Genomic DNA, 20,139 nt, shown 5'->3' with positions numbered 1-20,139 from the left:
ATGCCGCCACGCCTGACCCGCCGTGAACAACGGGCCGCGGCCCTGATCCTGGCCATGCTCGGCCTGATCGCCGGCTATTTCATCGGCATCCATTGGTGGTTCACCGCGCCGTTGCAATCGATCAGCGAGGAAATGACCACACTGCGCGCCCAGCATCAACGCTACCAGGCCCTGGAAGGCCAGCGCCCGCTATTGCAGGCGCAACTGGCCCAGGCCCGCAGCACACCGGCGAACAATGACAACCTGCTGCCGGACTCCGACGCCGGTGCCGCCACCGCGCAACTCATGCAACAGGTGGTTTCCAGGCTGCAGGCGCTGCCCCCGGACAGCGGCGGTTGCACGATGAGCAATCGCATGCCGGTCGCTGTCGACGAGACCGCGCCCTATCGCCAGGTCAGGGTCAGTATCAACCTCGACTGTGCCATCGAGCCCCTCGTGACCTTGCTCCACGGACTGGAAAACGGCCAGGTTTCACTGTTCGTCGAAACCCTCGGTATTCGCAAGGACGCGGTCCAGGCTCCCGCAAGCTCTCACCGCCTGGCGGTGCAACTGCAAATCAGCGCCTACCTGAACAACCCGCCGGGTAAAAGCGCACCCACCCGCAAAGGGGAGCCGGCCACATGAAGACCCCGGACAGACTCACGCTCTGGCTGGGCGTTTTCGTGACGTCGACAGCGGCCCTGTGCCTCGCCTTGTTCGAGGGACTGGGCGCGGGGGTCGAATGGGATCCCGAGCAGATCCAGCCGCCAGCGGCAGCGCCTCCAGCCAGCGTGGCGGTCGAGGCGCCGCCACCGCTGTCGTCCTATGCCGGCATCTGGGAGCGCTCGCTGTTCAACCGCGACCGCAAGCCCGACCCGGCGGCCCCGATCGCCACAGGCGAACACGATACACAGTCGCTGGCTGGCCTTTCGCTGAACGGCGTCGCCGTCTCCGCAGCCTTGCGCCGGGCGCTGTTCAAGACCCGCGAGGGCAAGAGCCTGAGCGTCGCGGAAGGCGAAACCCTACCCAATGGCTGGCGGGTCGAGCGGATCAGCGCGGAAAAAGTCTCGTTGAGCTTCAAGTCCACCGAGCAGGAGCTGAGCATCCCCGTTTTGAAATTGCCGGCCACCGCCGTGCACTGAGACCACCCCGGTGCCTGGCCCCTGGATGCCGGGCACCGCACAAGGATGAATCAATGTGATCGAACGCATCGCCCGTCCCTGTCTTATCGGTTTCATCCTGCTCTCGGGCTGCGTCTCGCCCGTGACCGACGAGGTGCATGACGACCTGCTGCTCCGTCAAGGCCTGGCCGGCACCGGCGAGGATCGGGCCCGCCAGGAGGCAACCACGCTGCCCGCCGCCGTCGCCCCGACGACCACCCAGACGCCAGCCGCTTCCAGCTCGCCGATCATCCGCGGCAGCCAGAGCCTGGTGGCCCGTGACAGCTCCCCGGTGAAAGCCCGTCCGGCGCCCACGGACACCACCGGGACGATGTTCAACTTCGCCGGCGTGCCGATCCAGGCGGTGGTCAACACAATCCTCGGCGATGTGCTCAAGGAGAACTACAGCATCGGCCAGGGCGTGACAGGGGATGTGACCTTCTCGACCTCCAGGCCGGTGGGCAAGGCCCAGGCCTTCGCCATTCTCGAGACTCTGCTGTCCTGGACCAATAACGCGATCATCCGCCAGGGCGACCGTTATCTGGTCCTGCCGGCCAACCAGGCGGTCGCGGGCCAGCTCACGCCCCGGCAGTCCATTCCGGAACCGGGCAGTGGCCTGAGCGCGCGCTTTTTCGTGCTGGACTACATCTCGCCACTGGAAATGCAGAAGCTGCTCAAGCCGTTTGCCCGGGAAAATGCCTTCCTGGCCGTCGACACCTCGCGCAACGTGCTGGTGATGGCCGGCACCCCGGACGAATTGAACAATTACCAGCAGACCATCAACACCTTCGACGTCAACTGGCTCAAGGGCATGTCCATCGGGGTCTTTGGTCTCAAGCGCGCCAACGTGGGCCAATTGATGCCCGAGCTGGAGCGCCTGTTCGGTGCCCAGAGCGCGACCCCGCTGGCCGGGATGCTGCGTTTCCTGCCCATCGAGCGGACCAATGCGATTGTCGTCATCTCGCCGCAACCGGAGTACCTGAACGACGTCCGCCGCTGGATCGACACCATCGACCAGGGCGGCGGCGACGAACCGCAGATGTATGTGTATGACGTGCGCAACATGAAGGCCACCGACCTGGCCCGTTACCTGCGCCAGATCTACAGCGATGAGTCGGTCACCGAGGACGCCGCGGCCCAGGTCGCCCCGGGTCTGCGCACCGTGACCCTGACCAGCAACGGTTTCGGCAACGGACCGGGCAATGCCCCTGGCAACGGTTCCGCGGGCAACTGGGGCTTGCCCGGCAATACGGGTGGCACCCAGGGCCTGCCGCCGCCCATCAGCAGCAGCGCCGACACCCGGACCTCGCCGGACAGGGCCTCGGACGACCTGCAACTGGGCCCCCCTGGGCAAACGAATGGCGGCAGGGCCCCGGTCAATGCCAACAACCCGACGAACTCGGTGCGGATCACCGCGCAGAAAAGCAGCAACCAGTTGCTGGTGCGCAGCCGGCCCACCCAATGGGCGGAAATCCAGTCGGCCATCCAGCGACTCGACAACCCGCCGATGCAGGTGCAGATCGAAACCCGGATACTCGAAGTCGGCCTCACCGGCTCGCTGAACCTGGGTGTGCAATGGTATCTCGGGCGCCTGGCTGGAAACTCGGCCACCAAGGGCATCGAGAACGCCTCCGGCAGCCAGGGCGCGCTGGGTCGAGGCGGCGCGGCGCTGGGCGCCACCGACTCACTGTTCTACTCGTTCGTCAGCAACAACCTGCAAGTCGCCCTGCACGCACTGGAAACCAACGGTAATACCCGCGTGCTGTCGGCGCCCTCGCTGGTGGTCATGAACAATCAACAGGCGCAGATCCAGGTGGGCGACAACATCCCGATCAACCAGACCACCATCAACACCAACACCACCACCATCAGTACCAGCTCGGTGCAATACATCCAGACCGGGGTGATCCTCGACGTGGTGCCCCGGATCAATCCGGGTGGCCTGGTGTACCTGGATATCCAGCAGCAGGTCAGCGACGCCAGCACCACCGTCGACGCCAACGGCAACCCGACCATCTCGACCCGCGCCGTCTCGACCCAGGTGGCGGTGCAAAGCGGCCAGACCGTCTTGCTCGGTGGCCTGATCAAGCAGAACGAAAACGGTACCGACAACAGCGTGCCGTACCTGGGACGGATCCCCGGCCTGCACTGGCTGTTCGGCAACACCCAGCGTCAGCGTGGCCGCTCGGAACTGATCGTGCTGATCACGCCCAGGGTGATCACCGGCAACAGCGAGGCCCGGCAGATTACCGACGAATATCGCCAGCAGCTGCAATTGATGAAGCCGATCGAGGCCAGGCCCAGGGCAGGCTCCCCGCCTTGAGTCGCGCCGGAATCTGACCACGTTGAGACGCGGTTCCTGTAACGCGGATCAACCCTGTCCTATACTTGCCAGCGATTCAGGCAACACCAATGGAATTGACCGATCACTCGAGGGAAGAGCCGTGAGTGCCGCACTCTGCAACAACATTGCCGCCGTGACATTCGTCAGCAAACACAAGGCGGTTTGCCAGCCGATCGCCGATCAACTGGAACTGCCGGTGGAGAACATCCTCGGCCTAGCCGCCCAGGAGAGCCAGTACGGCAGCGGGCGCATCGCCCGGGAGCTGAACAACTATTTCTCCATGCACGCCCCGGCGCCGTTGCAGATCGGCTCGGAAGCGCCGATGGGCAATGCCCGGATCCAGGTGGCGAAGTATTCGTCCTTCCAGCAATGCGCCCAGTCCTTCGCCACCCGCTATGGCGCGGCGGTCAGGGGCAAGAAAGACCCACTGGAATTCGCCCAGACCCTGGTGAAGATCGGCTTCAACACCGGCAACGCCGCCACGGGCGGGCGCGACGGGTTCGCCAAGTACCTGGCGCAAATCATTATCGCAGTCAAAGGACGAATGGCGTGCTGATCAAGACGACCGCTGCATGGCTGTTCACCCTGGGCCTCGCCTGCACCACCCTCTCGGCGTGCGCCGCGCAGGCCTTGCAGCCCGACCAGGTCAAACCCCAGGGCCTGAGCCGCGAACAGGCCCAGCAGGTGCTGGAAGTGGCGCTCAAGCATGAAGACTACAAACTGGGCAAGCCCGGAGTCTTTATCGACGGCGACCTGGCCGACGAAAACGGCAACCCGCCTCATCCGGGCTATTTCGACTTCAGCCTGGGCTACAACGACCCCAAGGCCGGCGCCACGGAGTACTGGGGATTGTTCTCGGTCAGCACCACGACCGGGGATGTCTGGGAAATCAACAGCTGCAAGCGCCTGACGGGACCTGAGCTCAAGCAACTGCAAGGTCGGATCATGAGCAGGACCGGGAAGAGCCTGGGTGATGAGAAGGTGCAGCGTGAGGGGTTGGGGTGTGACGAGGAGCCGTAGCGGCTCCAGGCCAGCGGGCGGCCTGGACGGTTAATCCGAGGGTGCGAATTAGCGACACAGGCTGCTCGCGAGTCATACCTGACCCGGGGCTTGCGTTTCCGATACCCAGTCTTCAATGCGCAGGCCCGGAACGCGGTCAAACTCGCGTGAATTATTTGTCACCCGAATCAATCCTTGTGAACGGGCGTGTCCGGCAATCATCTGATCGCAAGGGCCCAGCGGGGTGCCGGCTGTTGCCAGCTCCGTGAAATAGGGGACAGACCCTGAGGAATCCCCACAAATCAATTTGATCGCTCCCACGCTCCAGCGTGGGAGTGTCTCACTGGACGCTCTGCGTCCGCCCTTTGTGACGCAGAGCGTCACGGGCTGCATGCCCACGCAGAGCGTGGGTACGATCGAAAATTGGATGGCTTGCATGAGTTCGGGGTCTTGCTTTTGTGTGGTGCAAACCAAGCTGACGACTCAGGCAGGCTGCTTCAATATTCCAACCTCTTGATTTCATATAGGAAAAAGTGGGGATTCCTCAAGGTCTGCCCCCAATTCCTCCACTCACACCTCAACCGCATTACCCTTTAAAATTTCGTCAATTATTACCTCATCGGCGCACCGAAATACCACCTCAAGCTCATGGGTTTCATCTTCATACCAGTCAATTACCGAATCACGTAATATTTCCAAGTATATTTTTAGATCGCTTCGATCCAGCAAAGGCAACGTCTCATGAAAAATCACAATCTTATAACAAGGAATCCACTCCAAATCCCTCAAGCAATCATATAACGCATCCCAATTAAACCCAAAGTACCCAGGAAACCAAAGCAAATAATACAATGACTTTATAAGTTCATCCGGCACTTCTATACCAGGATCAATCCTTACATAAAAAACATTTGCCGAATCATAGGAAGGAGCCCGATCTTTAAAAGTAAAAGGTAACATATTCGAAAGCCTCAATTTTTTATCGGAACAAATGTTTTATAATGATCCGGCGTGTAATACATTTCACCGCCTTTCCCTACCACTATGCGCTGCGGCCCCACCCCTGAAATCCAAGCACAAAAAGGGGACCACAAAAAGGGGACAGATTTATTTTTCCACAAAAAGGGGACCAAAAAGGGGACAGATTTATTTTTCCGGATTACCCCTTGGCCGACCTTGCCCTCGGTTTTCTATTCGCAGCCCAGTAATCCGTTCCGCCTCCTCCACAAAACGACTCGTCCCTGTCAATTGACCGCGCTGCAAGGCATCACGGATAACTCTGATCTCGTCTGCGGAAATGGTTTGTCGTACAAATGCCTCGTAGCGATGACACCATTCTATCGCTGTATTACCCAGAGCCACGAAGCAAGGGTCAGCATCCAGCCACCGACCATCCTCCATCTCGCTTCCCCGGGTTTGATAGCTCGACCAAGGGTAATCTGCAGGATCAGCCACCATACCAGCGCGCACAGGATTCAATTCGATGTAACGGCAACAGGCAAGCAGATAAGAGTCTGATTGCACAACACTGGACTTGTATCGACTTTCCCATAAGGTGCCTGAACGCCATTCTAACCGATTGCGATAGCGCGTCATTCGTGCCGCCAGCCCCTTCATCATTTGCCCCAACCCACTGCTCGCATCACCAGGGGCCAGCAAAAGATGAACATGATTGGTCATCAGACAATAGGCGTAAACCTTCACGCCGAATGCTTCCTTGAGTTCACGCAGATTCGCGAGATAACACTGATAGTCTTCCGTACCCGCAAACACTATCTGACGGTTATGACCGCGTTGTACTACATGGTGCAGGTAGTTTGGTAAGACAATACGTCCCATCCTGGGCATACCTGAAGCCTCCTTCCATTGAAGCTTTCAGAGTAGCAAACAGATCAGAAAATAAATCCGTCCTCGTTTCCGCGCTATTAATTATAATTGGTAATCATCAAACTCCCAGGAAAATACCTTCCCCAGTTTTATCACGATAGTTTCCCAGCTATCCCCCTCGCAGCGACTCACATACTCATGAATCAATCCATTAACAATCGAAAAATCATATTCTCGAACAATTAATAGACCTCTCCCCCAACGAGGCTCCCACATTGTCTCTTCTAGCCACCTTGGAGTGCAGATGAAAAGCTCAAAATCATCTGCCCCTTGCGTACAATCAAGTCCAATTCGAATACGAAGACTTAAAGAAAAGTTTTCCACGCTCTCAGGAACGTAGGTTTCGACATCAAAAAAATCATTAGAAATACCTTTTATAACAGCACGCATCACTCCTCCTAGTCAGCCACATTCAGATGACCGTTACTTACTTTTACGCGCTGGCCTGTTACCGGGTTGATGTTGTACATTTCAAAATTGGCCTGCACGCCTGTCGTTGCAAAAGATGAATCTTTGGGTGTTGGCGGCCTATATAAACGAGTGCCGTCTGCACTAATCAAACCAAGCCCATCACTTGTTTTTTTGTCGCACCATCTCCAAACCAGGTTTACCCAACTGATTAGCTTCGGAAGATGTACCTTGACCTATAGAGAAGTTCGGATTTTTCGTTCCACTGCCGTTCACAGTCGCAGCTAATCTTGAGTCCTGAGCCGCAATATTGCTCAGGTTTTCTTGTATCAGTTGATCCTTAAGTTTTGGATACAAGGCCGCATTTTCAGCGCCGGAGCTAGCAGTTCCACCTTTTGCACCACTAGAGAAAACCTCTAGCTAGCGTAATTTTCCTTCATCAGATCAATCGCAACCTCGAGCTTTCGGCGGTTCTCAATGGAAAGGCGGCGCTCCTTATATTTATTTAAATCTAACACTTCGACTGATACGTCCTCCAAGCTACTACTTAATCGCGAGATTTCTACAGTTGCAATACGATCTAAGTCGATCAGCACCCAGTAAATATCCTCAGCCTGTTCAGGAATCCAGTTTACGATCAGAGCAAAAGACAACCAGGGAAACGCCGCTTTAAGACCAGCCAACAGCAGAGGATTAGTGCCGCCTGAAAACATCGACGCCATAGAGCTCAGCAAATCCGCTCGCACTTGGTCACGAGAGCTCATTTGAGCCCCCCTGGAAATGCTGTTACTAGATTCCCAAATTTATCAGTCATAACAGTCATTATCGAGGTTGACTGCCCACCACTGAATTTATCCGTACCAATAGAACGCCCAACATCAACTTCGCGCACATAGCGCACACCATCAGCACTGTCTACCATTCGTGTGACAGGTGTACTCACAACCGCTTTGCTTTGCAGAAGACCACGCAACTGAGGCTCCCCGATAGAAAACTGGCTTGCATTTACTTTGCCCGACAAGTGACGTGAAGCCAAGTGCTCCATACCATCATTAGCTAAGTTGACTCGGGACTGGACTCGACCAGGAACACCTTCCAAGGTATTCAAAGATCCTTTTACACCCTCTCCCGAAACCGCAACCGGCCGCCCATCAATCGAGCATGGTGCATTAGTACCAGTATTATGCACCCACGTTTTCAGCTTACCAACATAAAAAAAGGGGACAGATTTATTTTTCCGGATTACCCCTTGGCCGACCTTGCCCTCGGTTTTCTATTCGCAGCCCAGTAATCCGTTCCACCTCCTCCACAAAACGACTCGTCCCTGTCAATTGACCGCGCTGCAAGGCATCACGGATAACCCTGATCTCGTCTGCGGAAATGGTTTGTCGTACAAATGCCTCGTATCGATGACACCGTTCTATCGCTGTATTACCCAACGCCACGAAGCAAGGGTCGGGGATGCGGCGGAAATCTTGGACTATCTGGAGGTAGTTCATGTATTCATACGAAGACCGCATCCGAGCAGTCAAGCTCTACATCAAACTGGGAAAGCGCACCGGGGCAACTATTCATCAGTTAGGCTACCCGACGAAGAATTCTCTGAAGAGCTGGCATGAAGAGTACGAGCGATGCCTCGACCCTTTCACTCATTTTTCGCTGATTGAAATTTGCCCCCCTCGGCCTGTTTCTAAACGGTTTTCACTGCACGTGTTGGGCTGGTGCCGCCCTTAGGTTTGTCCTTGAGGCGATAGCTGTCGCCCGAGATTTGCACGATGTGTGCGTGATGTAACAGCCGATCGAGCATCGCTGCCGTCAGCGTTTGGTCATCCGCAAAGGTGCCGGCCCACTGAGTAAACGGCAGGTTGCTGGTGAGGATCATGCTGCCACGCTCGTAGCGCCGGGCGACGACGTTGAAGAACAGATTGGCTTCGTCGCGCCCCAAAGGCAGGTAGCCAATTTCGTCGATGACCAGCAGTCGAGGCCCCATCACCGCGCGGTTGAAATACTCCTTCAGGCGATCCAGGCGATGTGCGACAGCGAGTTACAGCATCAGGTCGGCGGCGGTGATGACGCGAATCTTGATACCGGCCAGGGTCGCACGATAAGCCAAGGCGCAAGCCAGGTGCGTCTTGCCTACGCCACTGGGCGCGAGCAGGACGATGTTCTCGGCACGCTCGACGAAGCTCAGTCCAGCTAACTCCTGCACTTGCGCTCACGGTGCACCGCTTGCGAAGGCGAAATCGTATTGCTCCAATGTCTTGAGGGCAGGTAGTGTCGCCATCTTCAGCAAGGTCTGTCGCGAGCGCTCAGTGCGTGCCTCGGCTTCAGCGCGCAGCAACTGCTCCAGGAAATCGGCGAAGCTCTGTTCCTGAGTTGCCGCTTGCTGTGCCAAGCCAGCCCAGTCCACCGCCATCCGTTCAAGCTTGAGCTGTTGGCACAGCTCGATGATGCGGGCATGTTGCAGGTTCATCGGCTCCACTCCAGCAACTCATCGTAGACCGAAAGCGGGTGCTGCAAGCTCTCGTACGGTAGAACCTGCCCCAGCTGTAGCGAGCTGATCGCTGGGGCTGTAGTAACCCTGCCGGCTGGCAGGGGCAGCAAGACATCACGCTCTTCAGCCAGCCGTGTCGCTGGTTTTACTCCGGTGGTGCCATGAATCCGCTGATGCGCGATTTCGTCGAGCCAACGACCGATATGCGCGTTGGCGGTGGTCACATCCAAGGGCAAGCCCACGCTCTTGAGCGTGGCGGCCAACGGCGTGATGAAACTGCCCTTGAGGTATATGATGCGGATAATTTGGTAAAACAACACGCCCCATTCTGGGCATCACTAGCTCCACCGTCCATGGAAGCTTTCAGGGGTAGCAAATAGATCAGAAAATAAATCCGTCCCCGTTTCTGCTGGCACTGGGAGCATATGAGGCCACAAAAATCGAGAATCGTGGTCTGCCTCCCTATTCCGACCAACTCACCTCATAATCTTCCAACTGAGCCTTAAGTTCATACTCATGCTCAAACCAATAATCGAACCCACTCTCACCGACTTTACTCAGATAAATATAGTAACCACCTGTACCCCCCTTTCGATCATCATCTATAGTTATAGACCACCCTAAAAAATCGCCTGATATAACCACTCCAACTTTAACTATAGCCATCTCTACCCCTTTACTCAATATACGGAACATGATTGTTCGCCACATACTTTCCAGTAGCAGGATCCTTGACCCCAAAATGGACGTGCGGGATACCAGGATCATGGGCTCCAGCAAGAGACCCCGAATCAATACGAAATTCCCTTATACCATCCGCGCTATGAAAAACTCCAGAGCCCGGCTTTCCTATTTCTTTATACTCAGAACCAAGATATTTTTGCGCAGCCAACAATACCTCATCCGCAGTCAATATTAATGCACTCTTGAAATTCTTCTTCCCCAACAATGTCTCATTAATTACATCATCAACTTTTTGAGCAGAGATAGCCCCTAACTGTATTTCTTTTTCTGCGCTAAGAAAAATTTTCCAATTTTCTGTTGGTCCAGCCAAGGGAGTTCTTGGAACTGAGTCTGGATGATCTAAGCCCCCATCTGGTACCTTATCACCATTCTTAGCCAACAATTTCCGTTCACTGGCATCTTTGAGAATCTCATCCAGCTTTTTGCCAACCTCTTCACTGACCTTTTCAGCAACCTTCGCTCCCGCCTTTCCTGCCGAAGCAGCTCCGGTTACCGCTGAAACCGTGCGCATGAAGAAGAGCGCTTGTTGGGCAGTGGATACATCCACCCCATAAATCGCGTTGAGCTTGGCGGTAATGTCATCATTAAAAGCTACTGCCGCACCTTCCGCAATGGCATGACCGTTTTCTATAAAGCCGTCCGGGATGGTAACAAATGCTTCCTTGACGCCATTCCAGATACCAGCAACAGCGGCTCCCGGATTCGCAGCCGCGAACTTGACCAGGTCCAAGGTGCCATCTTTCATATCGACGCCTGAGTCCTGCATCTCCTTGAGCAAACCCTGGGTAAGGGTACGACTCACACCACTCTGTACAAACTGGCGGTAGAACTGCGGATCAGCCGTGTCAGCGAACATCTCCGGTCGAAACAACTGCTGACCTCTGGCCGTAAACAACGCCTGCTGCTCACCCAGGTCGTTGGTAAAGGTCTTGCCGGTACTGGCCAGGAACTTCGCAGCAGCATCATCCGAACCATCGGTCAGCAAGGCACGCCACAGATAGTCGACATCCTTCAACGCCTGCTGGCCCAACCGTTCAGCCGCCTGCTGTTCGCTGATGCCCTGGCTGGCGGCAAATTCCTTCGCATGCTCGCGGATCCATTTATCTTCATCCGCATGCAGCTGGCGGTTGTACTGACTGGCATTTTTTGCAACCCAGCCACCTTTCTCCATCTTGCTGGCGTCGGTATCCCGCTGGGCTACCGCCGCCAGGACACCAACGATCTGCGACGACATGGTCAACAGCCCCTTGTCTTTATGGACCAGATCGCTCAGTTGATTGATCAGAAGCTCGTTGGCACCTGCGGCCAGTGCACCTGTCTTGAAGTCGCCGCCCGTGGCCTGCGCCAACAATCCGCCGACCATCGCATGAATAGCCACCTTCTGTGGCGAACCTTCATCGTACTTTCCAAGGGTGTAATCGCCCACGGCACTGAAGCTGACAGCCGCCAATGTATTGAACAACGCGCCCTTCAGCGCATCTCCCACATTGGCATCGTTGCCTAACGCCTTGCTCAATAACGCAGAAGTACCACTTTGAAGAGCCTGATTCGCCGCAAAACTGCCAACATTCGCCCATGTGTTCAGAGGCATATTGGGCGTTGTCCCTGTCCAGGCGCCGAAATACCCCTCGGTCAAACCCGCCGTCAGCCCTGAAATGGCATAGCCTTTCAATGCATCCGGCGACGTCACATCCTTGAATACCGCCCCCAGATTCCCGCCGTTATTGATAAAGCTGACTGTCGCATTGGTTGCCGCACCTACCGCAACCGCACTGAGACCAGCACTCATACCAGCACTGAGTCCCAAGCCTGTCCCCGTTGCAGCGCCTGCAACCGCACTCCCGCCGGCTGCGGCTGTTGCGCCCACTCCAGCCCCCAATGCATTCATGGCCATGGGCCCGAGAACCGCTGCCATGACGATCGCGATAATCAACTGTGAAGCGGGCCCAAGTCCTGAGCTACTGTATTTATAGGAGTCGTGGATTTCCTTCACTTGCCGCCAATCCACGTCGCCGCGCTTCTCGGCTTCCTTGAGCCAAGCCAATTGTGGATCGGCCGCCACCATTGCATCGATAGCCTGGCTTACCGATTGTTGATTGACCTGTTTGATATCAACCGTCAGGCCTTCGACAGCCTTGATGGTGATAGTGCCGGCAGCCACCATCTGGGTCTGGCGCAAGGTCTCGTCGGTCTTGCCACTGCCCTTGGATGAATTCCAGAAAGCGTTGTTGTTGGTCTTCTCATGACTTTCCTGGGAGAGATCCTTCACGCCTTCGAAGGTAATAGCGCCACCACTGTCGATGGTCAGGTCCTCGCCGCTCTCCAGCTTGGCAACCTGATAACGCTGGTCGCTCCCACTTTTGAGCGTCAGATCGCCTCCGGTCTTGATCTCGCTCCCGACATTGACCACGTGAGTCACTTCATCGTGACGGGTCTGCAACTTGCCGAAACTGCCTTTCTTTTTCTTGTCATACAGTGAGTAATCAGTGTCCTGCGCCGCCAGTACATTCAGCTCGCCAGTGGCCGTGAGACGGGCTTCATCGCCTGCATCGATCCGGCTCGACACCAGCGTCATGTCCTTGCCAGCATTCAGGGTCACATCACCGCCCGCCGTCAGGCTGCTCATGATCTGCTTGACGTGATCTTCCTGAATCGTGAGTTTCTTGGACTTGTAGTCAGCGTGACTTTCGTTGGCCGCGGAACTCAACGTCAGATTTTCAACGGCATCCATGGCTATATCGCGCCTGGCGTCGATGCTGCTGCCCACCACCGCCAGATCCCGACCTGCCTGCACTTTCAGATCCCGACCGACATCCACATCGGAGCCGTACTGGCTGACGCTGTTGCTCTTCACCCGCCCGATCATGGTGCTGTCGTGCTGCTCGGCGGAAACGATGTTCACATCGCGCCCGGCCTTGATGCTGGTATCGCCGCCGCTTTTCAGCACGCCACCGCTATTGCTGACGTCCCGGGCCACGTTAAGGCTCAGGTTATTCGCCGCTTCGATACGGGCAGCGCTATCGGCTACATCGTTGCGATACAGGTAGCCGTCAATGGTGTTGGTGAAGGTATTGACCGTGCGCTCGTTGACCACGTCGCCCGCGAGGGAGGTCAGGCTGACGTCACGCCCGGCGATGATGCCGCCGGCCTTGTTGACGACGTTGTTGATCGACAAGACATCCAGGCGATTGCCCGCTTCAGCCAGTCCGGCGTTGACCAGATCGTTACCGGCGGAGAGGGCCAGATTGTTGCTGGCGCGTAGGGTGCCACTGTTTTCCAGATTCGCCCCGGCGATCAGGTTGACGTCCGCGCCCTGGATCAACGCCCCATTCGGCGCCAGGCGATTATTGGCCTGGGCCAGGTAGAGCACCGGTACCAGCACCTCCTCGCCGTTCACCACCTGTTTTTCCATCCAGACGATGTCGTGGGTCAGGGCCGCAACCTGCTCGGAGGTCAGGCTCACGCCCACGCTGAGGTTCAATTGCTGCTTGCTGCTGACAGCGTTGTCCATCAGGTACTTGAACAGGCTTTCATCCGAGGTCTGGCCATCGATGAAACGCTGTCCGGTACGCGCGACCACCGCTTGCTGGATCAGTTTCTGCTCATAGAAACCATCGCCCAGGCGCTTGGTACTGTCTTCGTCGTTGTAACCGAGCCTCGACAGCAGGTAGTCCGAACTCACGAATTGCTTGAGGTCGGCGAACGCCGGGTTGGTTTCGATCAGGTATTTCTGCGGACGGGACTGGCCGGCGCTGCTGGGCAGGCCCTGGACACGGGCAAGAGGCAACGGGCCGGTGCTGCCGGTCTGGGTGTTGTCCGAGAGCGCGACCGCTGTCAGTTGCGCAGCGGGCTGAATCTGTTGTCGTTGGGCGGTGCTCAGGCTGGTGCCGCTCAGGGTCCAGCTTTGAGGGCCTTGGTCGGCTGGGGAGCTACTCGCCGCATCACTGAGGCGGAACAACCCATTTTGCCCGGTAGGCAGGCTGAAGCCAGGAAGTGCCAGCGGGTTGACCTGTTGCTGAGCAAGGTCAGGGGGCAACTGGCGATTGATATTGACGAGGGTAGCGGTGCTGTTACCTACCTGTGTCGAACCCACTCGGGAGGCGACACCGTCGATTACCACGCCTTCACGGATGACGCTGTTGGTCAGGTTTTGCGTTGCCGTGATATTGACCGCACCACCCGCCTGCACAACTGCGTTGGCATAGGTAGATGGGCTGTTGTAGGTAATCGTGTTGTTGAAAGGCGTGGCCGCCTGCATCTCCCAAGGTCCGGTAGCAGCACCGACGCTGGGATCGACTCGGTCGCCATGATCCTCAAACCACAATGGACCAAATATGGCGTAGCGCGTTGTCTCCCTGCCACCACCACGCCCCCTCTCCTGGACAAGAGATTCAGCGCCGGAGCTGGTCCAAACATGAAGATATTTTCCCGTACCGTAGGCTGGATCATGGGCGGCGTTGTAATTCATCACCGTACGCATGAATGGCAATCCATCGTAGGTATTGATCCATGAGTTGATAGCGGCAAAGGAATAGGATCGCCGCACGCTGTAGTCACCTACAGAAGCACCTTGATTGGTAAAATTCTGAAAGTTAAGCGTCAAGTTGCTAGCGGCGCTGAGGGTCGAAGCCTGGTTTATGAAGTCACCGCCTGTGGCGGTAAAATTACGTCCGGCCGCTATGCTGGAAGATGCCGAATCCTGGATGATTTGAGACTTGTAGTTTTCAACCCAAACCAAGTAGTTGTCTTCAGGGCCACTGACATTGTTAGAAGTGGTGGAGGAACAGAAATAACACTGCACCCCGATATAGGCTGATACCTGCGCGCCCGTCGCCTCAAATACATCCTTGCGGTTCTCGATATGAGCAGCCGAGAGACTCAGATCACCACCGCTCTCTATCGTCGACGAGATATTGTTGATCGATGAACCCTGGCCATTGCTGTCATCCTTGGCAATGCCGAGGTTGCCGAAGCTGTACACATCGGCATAACGATTGGTGAACGTATCGGTGCGCAGCGCCATGTCGCCGCCACTGAAGATCAGCCCTTTGTCGTTCAGCAGATTCGCTGTACTCAGACGCAGGTTACCGGTGGTGCCCAGGGTGCCGTAGTTGTTGATCCCACCAGCAGTGACCGTCATTCCCGCCGCGGATGTGATCCGGCCATAGTTGCCAAGCAGCCCCGCCACATTGATTGTGGTGTCTGCACCGCCCGCGATACTTGCGTTGCTACCCAGGCTCACCGTTGCGGTATTCAGGCCCAGGGTGCCCAGGCTGCTGTAGCGCCCGTTGCCGCTGTAGCTGCCGGTCAGGCTCAGGTCGGAGCTGCCATCACTGGCGATCAACCCGTCGTTGTTCCAGTTGCCACCGGTACCGCTCAGGCGGGTGGACGCCAGCAACTGGGCGCCGGCGATCTGGTTGAGCGTGCCGATATTCAGGGTCAAACGCCCAGCCTGGATGATGCTGCTATTGGTCCAGCTGTCCGCGACAAGGGTCAGGTCGCCCCGGGTCACCAGACTGCCACCGGCGTTCAGTACATTCGCAGTGGCGATATCCAGGGTCCCATTACCCAAGTGCAGCAGGCTACCACCCTGATTCTGGAAACCGGCCGCGTCCAGGCTCAGGTCGCTATTGGCGATTTCCAGTTGGCCACTACGGTTATCGAACAGGCCGCCAATCTGGAACTCGGTCTTGCCGCTGGCACCCAGCGCGCGGAGCTGGCCGTTCTGGTTGTCGACACTGGCCGCGGCAATCGAAAGGTTACTGCTGCTTTCGATGATGCCCTTACGGTTGTTCAGGTCGCCGTTGAGCCTCAGGTCGATCTGGCCTGCGGCAAGCTGTCCGCCGCTGTCACCGCTGTTGTCGAGGCTGTTACCGCTGGTCTTTATCAGCCCCGTCGCATAAACACCGCCATTGCGGTTGTCGACGTTGCCGGTACCCGCGTCGATCACGGTATCGCCTGCCTGCGCGGCGATGCGACCGCCGTAATTATCGACACCACCGAATGCGCTCAGGCTCAGACGCTGGGCCTGAACGAGCCCGCCTTGCCGGTTGTTGTCGAGGTCATAGCCGTTTTTCAAGACCCCGACGACATGTGCCTCAAAGGCCCCCTTGATGCTGGAGAGCACGCCCCCGCGACTGTCGAGATTGGCCGCCTTGATAAACAGATCACCATCCTGGGCGATGATCTTGCCGCTCTGGCTATCGATATCGCCGCTCACGTCGAGATCGACTGCCCCCTTGCCCTGGAGCGAACCCTTGGCGTTACCGAGACTGGCGGCTTTCAATTGCAGGTCGCCATTGCGGCTGGCGATCAGCCCACCCTTGTCGTTCAAGACAGCGCCAACGGCATCAACGGACAACTTGTCGTTGGCGCCCAGCGTGCCATTGGTATTGGTCAACGTCCCCAGCAGATCCAGGGTCACGCCAGCGGCGCCGGTGAGGACGCCATTGCTGTTATCGAGATGGGTGCCGGTAAACGCCAGCGCCTGCTGGGCGTTGATCGTCCCGCCGTTGTTCAGGGCCATGGCCTTCAGCGTCAGCAGCGCGCCGCTGTCGATGGAACCGCCCGTGGCGTTGTTCAACAAACCGCTGACCGTCAGGGTCTGTCCCTGGGCGCTGGAGAGGATGCCCTGGTTGCTGTTATCGAGACTGGCGGCGTTGACAGTCAGGACCTTCTGGCTGACCAGCGCCCCGGCATTGCCGTTGAGCAGCGCGCCTCCCAAGGTTACGTCGACGTTGCCGTTGCGACTGGAGACCGTACCGTTGTTGCGGTTGTCCAGACTGCCGCCCGTGAGCGTCACCCCCTCCCAGCCCGAGAGCAGGCCACCGTCCTGGTTGATCAGGCTGTCGGCCGTCAGGTCCAGCAGGTTGGTGCTGATCAACTTGCCGCCGTGGCTGTTGTCCAGGGTCCGACCCTTCAGTTTCAGGCTCTGGGTGCTGGTGAATTCACCGCCCTGGTTGTTCAGGTCGCGCAGGTGAGCGACGGTCAGGTTGCCGGCCGTGGTGATATGCCCGCCGGCGTTGTTCAGGTCACCGGTGGCAGCACCGAAGTCGATGGCAATCGCACTGCCCAGCAGCGAGCCGCCCTGGTTGTCGAGGCTGGCGCTGTCGAGGCTCAGGCCGTTGCTGGCGTTGATCAGGCCCTGGTTGCGGTTGCTCAGCTGGCCGTCCACGGTCAGGTCGAGCCCGGCCCGGCTGGTCAGGGTGCCGCCACTGTTGTCGAGGCTGCCGGCGTGCACATCCAGCGCAGCCGCCGCGATCATGCCCTTGAGGCTGGTCATCGCCTGATCGATGCGCAGGGTCAAGGCCTGGTTGCTCAGCAGCTTGCCGGTGTCGTTGTTCAGGCTGTCGGCTGCCAGGGTAAAGGCCTGGGCACTGGAGATTTCCCCGCCCTGGTTGTTCACGCCCCTGAGGTTGTTCAGGACCAGCAACGGTGCGTTGATCAACCCGCCCTGGTTGTTCAGTTGACCGTGGTTGAGGTCCAGGCTGACCGAGGTATCGCCCTTGAGCTGGCCGCCCTGCTGGTCCAGGCCGGTGACGCTGGCGGTCAGGGCCTTGGCGGCGCCGATGCGCCCACCATTCTGGTTGGTCAGTTGCGCGGCCGTCAGGTCCAGGCGATCGCCGCTGCTGAGGAAGCCACTGTGGCTGTTGTCGAAGTCGCCGGTGTTGATCGACACCGCGCCCTGGCCGCTGATCGTGCCGCCCTGACGGTTGTCGAGACGGCTGCTGTGCAACTCGATGCCGCTGTCGGTCACCAGTCGGCCACCCTGGTTGACCAGAGCGCCATCGCTGGTGATCTTCAGTTGCCCGGCGGTGGAAAAACTGCCCCCCGAGTTATCCAGGCTGCCAGCATGGGCCGTCAGGGTGCCTTCGCTGCTGATCAGACCCGCGAGCTGGTTGGTCAGGGCACCGTCGAGGGTGATCACCAGGCCGGACTGCGCACTCAGTTTGCCGCCGCTGTTGTCCAGGCGGCTGCCGGTCAGCGTGGTGCTGCCCTGGCTGACCAACTGGCCCAGGCTCTGGTTGATCACCTGCGCGACCTTGAGTCCCAGCGCGGTGTCGGAGAGGACCTTGCCGCCTTCGCTGTTGTTCAGCGTCTGGCCGGCCAGGTTGACCGCCTGCACGCTGGAGATCTCGCCGGCCCGGTTATCGATGCGGTCGACGTTGAGGGTCAACTGCTGTTTCGCCGAGACCAGGCCGGCATTGCGGTTGTCCAGGCTGCTACCGGTCAGGCTCAGGTTGCCTTCGGTGAGCAGGGCACCGTCCTGCTGGTTGAACGTCGTGACGGTAGCGGTCAGGTCGTCCTTGCTGGAGATACGTCCCCTGGCGTTGTCCACGGTGTCGGCGCGCAGGGTCAGCGGGCCGTTGGTGATCAGCGAGCCGTCCGAGTTGTCGAGGTGAGTGGCGGTCAGCTCCAGCTTTTGCTGGGCGGTGATGCGACCCTTGGCAGTGTTGTCCAGGGCCTGGCCCTTGAAGCTGAAGGTGTGGTTCGAACCGAGGCGACCGCCCTGATTGTTCACCGCGCCGGTGGCTGTGATGTCGAGGATGTTCTCTGCCATGACCAGGCCGGTGAGGTTATCCATCGAGCCCAGCACCAGCGTGCTGCTGTCTTGGCTGGAGACTTCACCGCCATTGTTGTTCAGGTGCCCCAGGGTGGCGGTCAGCTGGCTGGCGCTGTTGATCAGGCCGCCCTGCCCGTTCAGTGCCTTGTCGGCGGTCAGGTTGAGTTGCGCAGCGCTGAGTACCCGGCCCTTGTTCTGGTTGTCGAGGGTGCCGGCGGTGACCGTGGTCTGCCGCTGGCCGCTCAGGGTGCCGCCCTGGTTGTTCAGGGTTTGCGTCGTGGTAACGGACAGATCACGGCTGGCAATGATGGTCTTGCCGGCGTTGCTGAGGTTCTGCGCCGTGACGCTGACGTCGCCTTCGCTGTTACGGGTGTTATCGAGATTGACCCCGGCTTCGATGATACCGTTGTTGCTCAACTGGCCGCCGCTGTTCAGGGTGATGCGATCCTTGGCGACCAGGTTGTTCTGGCTGCTCAGATCGCCTTGGGTTTGCATATCCAGGGTCGTGCCGGCGTAGACCGGGCCCTTGGCTTCCAGACTCTGGGCCTTGAGGTTGACAGCACCGGTCGCCGCCGTGTCGACCATGCTCAGATGACCGTTGGCATCGAGCTGGATATCGCCACCACTGGCGACCATCTTGCCGTCGAGCTTGACCCCGACACCGGCTTCGGTGCCCACCAGCTTGATCGCCCCGGCGTACATGCCGCCCAGTGCCGAGGAATCGATCGCCAGTTGTGGGGCATTGGCCGGATTGGCGGTGCGGGCGGTGGCCTTGAGGGTCTTGGCATCGACATCGTTGGCGCCGGCAATGATCGCCAGGTTCTTCGCCTGGATCTCGGCATTGAGCCGGGCCGAGCGGGTGATGATTTCGAACTGGTCGATATTGTTGGCGTTGAGCCCGGCGCCTTCGATGGACACGCTGCCCTGGTCGACCTGATAACCCGACACCTGGCCGTTGCTGATCACCGGTTTACCGGTGGTGAGCGTTGCCTGCGGCGTGTTGATAAAGCCGCAACCGCTGCAACTGATGCCGTAAGGGTTGGCGACGATCACATGGGCCGACTGCCCCGCCACTTCGGTGTAGCCGCGCAACTGGCTGGGGCTGCCGCCGTTGACTTCGTTGAGGATGGTGGTGGCGGCACGACCGTTGAGGTTGCTGTTGCCGATGATGTAGCCACCCAACTGGGTGCTTTGCAGGTTCTGCGTCGAGTTGTTGAGGATGACCCCGTTGGCGCCGACGTTGTAATCCTTGAATTGGTTGTGCGACAGGCCGCTGGCATTCGGTGCAGCGATATTGACGATAGGTACGCCGTTTGCCGCTTGCCCAAGCGAAGTCCCTGGTGCACTGACCACGATGCCGTCCGCCTGGGCCAACAGTGGCTGCCAGAACATGGCGTTCGCCAACACGAACGCCAGGCCGCGCTTGGGCAGTCCCAGGAAGTGCTCACGTTTTTTCAGGGCCGCAGAAGGTTGACCCGCGAGAAAGGCGAACTGACGGACGTCCATGTGGTGTCTCGATGCGCGAAGGCGTGAAGGAGTTCACAGCGCACAGCCTCGTCAT

At 58.2% G+C, this 20,139-nt stretch carries 11 protein-coding genes and 3 pseudogenes; 5 read left to right on the top strand and 9 right to left on the bottom strand.

All coding sequences use genetic code 11. The features are described 5' to 3' along the window. The 5 genes from gspM (at position 1) to ACL9RJ_RS26725 (ending at position 4,503) form a co-directional block, all read left to right on the top strand. Positions 1–624: a type II secretion system protein GspM gene (gene gspM / locus ACL9RJ_RS26745; protein WP_422765840.1), complete on the top strand. Its 624-nt coding sequence runs from the start codon at positions 1–3 to the stop codon at positions 622–624. Then, the gene (locus ACL9RJ_RS26740) at positions 621–1,121 is read left to right on the top strand and encodes a hypothetical protein (RefSeq protein WP_422765839.1); all 501 of its coding nucleotides are present in this window, start codon (positions 621–623) and stop codon (positions 1,119–1,121) included. Before gspM ends, ACL9RJ_RS26740 begins: the two co-directional genes overlap by 4 nt. A gap of 55 nt (positions 1,122–1,176) precedes the next feature. Further along, positions 1,177–3,462, top strand: coding sequence for a type II secretion system secretin GspD (gene gspD, locus ACL9RJ_RS26735; RefSeq protein ID WP_422765838.1), 2,286 nt, complete (start codon positions 1,177–1,179; stop codon positions 3,460–3,462). 121 nt (positions 3,463–3,583) lie between these two features. Then, positions 3,584–4,039: a glucosaminidase domain-containing protein gene (locus tag ACL9RJ_RS26730; RefSeq protein ID WP_017124600.1), complete on the top strand. Its 456-nt coding sequence runs from the start codon at positions 3,584–3,586 to the stop codon at positions 4,037–4,039. Continuing rightward, positions 4,033–4,503 (top strand): hypothetical protein, encoded by a 471-nt coding sequence (locus ACL9RJ_RS26725; protein WP_017124601.1) that lies wholly within the window; start codon positions 4,033–4,035, stop codon positions 4,501–4,503. The genes ACL9RJ_RS26730 and ACL9RJ_RS26725 overlap by 7 nt, the downstream gene beginning before the upstream one ends. 72 nt (positions 4,504–4,575) lie before the next feature. Here the strand turns inward: ACL9RJ_RS26725 and ACL9RJ_RS26720 are convergent. From ACL9RJ_RS26720 to ACL9RJ_RS26680, 9 genes and pseudogenes are all read right to left on the bottom strand, one after another. Further along, a pseudogene (locus ACL9RJ_RS26720) lies at positions 4,576–4,746 on the bottom strand (VapC toxin family PIN domain ribonuclease); the annotation flags it as partial. 306 nt (positions 4,747–5,052) lie between these two features. Continuing rightward, on the bottom strand, positions 5,053–5,442 hold the full coding sequence (locus ACL9RJ_RS26715) for a barstar family protein (protein WP_177118569.1): 390 nt from the start codon (positions 5,440–5,442) through the stop codon (positions 5,053–5,055). Between the two features lie 186 nt (positions 5,443–5,628). Beyond that, a complete protein-coding gene (locus ACL9RJ_RS26710) occupies positions 5,629–6,330 on the bottom strand; it encodes a transposase (protein ID WP_177118567.1) in 702 nt (233 codons plus the stop codon). A gap of 81 nt (positions 6,331–6,411) precedes the next feature. Then, on the bottom strand, positions 6,412–6,759 hold the full coding sequence (locus ACL9RJ_RS26705) for an immunity 8 family protein (protein WP_422765837.1): 348 nt from the start codon (positions 6,757–6,759) through the stop codon (positions 6,412–6,414). Positions 6,760–7,193: 434 nt separating this feature from the next. After that, complete coding sequence (locus tag ACL9RJ_RS26700; RefSeq protein WP_422765836.1) at positions 7,194–7,541, bottom strand: hypothetical protein; 348 nt, start codon at positions 7,539–7,541, stop codon at positions 7,194–7,196. After that, a complete protein-coding gene (locus ACL9RJ_RS26695; protein WP_422765835.1) occupies positions 7,538–7,885 on the bottom strand; it encodes a hypothetical protein in 348 nt (115 codons plus the stop codon). The genes ACL9RJ_RS26700 and ACL9RJ_RS26695 overlap by 4 nt, the downstream gene beginning before the upstream one ends. 582 nt (positions 7,886–8,467) lie before the next feature. Beyond that, positions 8,468–9,250: pseudogene (gene istB, locus ACL9RJ_RS26690) on the bottom strand (IS21-like element helper ATPase IstB). Then, a pseudogene (locus ACL9RJ_RS26685) lies at positions 9,247–9,561 on the bottom strand (IS21 family transposase); the annotation flags it as partial. The pseudogenes ACL9RJ_RS26685 and istB, both read right to left, overlap by 4 nt. Positions 9,562–9,947: 386 nt before the next feature. After that, complete coding sequence (locus tag ACL9RJ_RS26680; protein WP_422765834.1) at positions 9,948–20,084, bottom strand: filamentous hemagglutinin N-terminal domain-containing protein; 10,137 nt, start codon at positions 20,082–20,084, stop codon at positions 9,948–9,950. Between the last annotated feature and the right edge of the window lie 55 nt (positions 20,085–20,139).

The sequence above is a fragment of the Pseudomonas sp. Mn2068 genome (assembly GCF_049319725.1).
GTDB classification, from domain to species: Bacteria; Pseudomonadota; Gammaproteobacteria; order Pseudomonadales; family Pseudomonadaceae; genus Aquipseudomonas; species Aquipseudomonas gingeri.
This window is presented reverse-complemented; position numbering and strand designations above follow the sequence as displayed.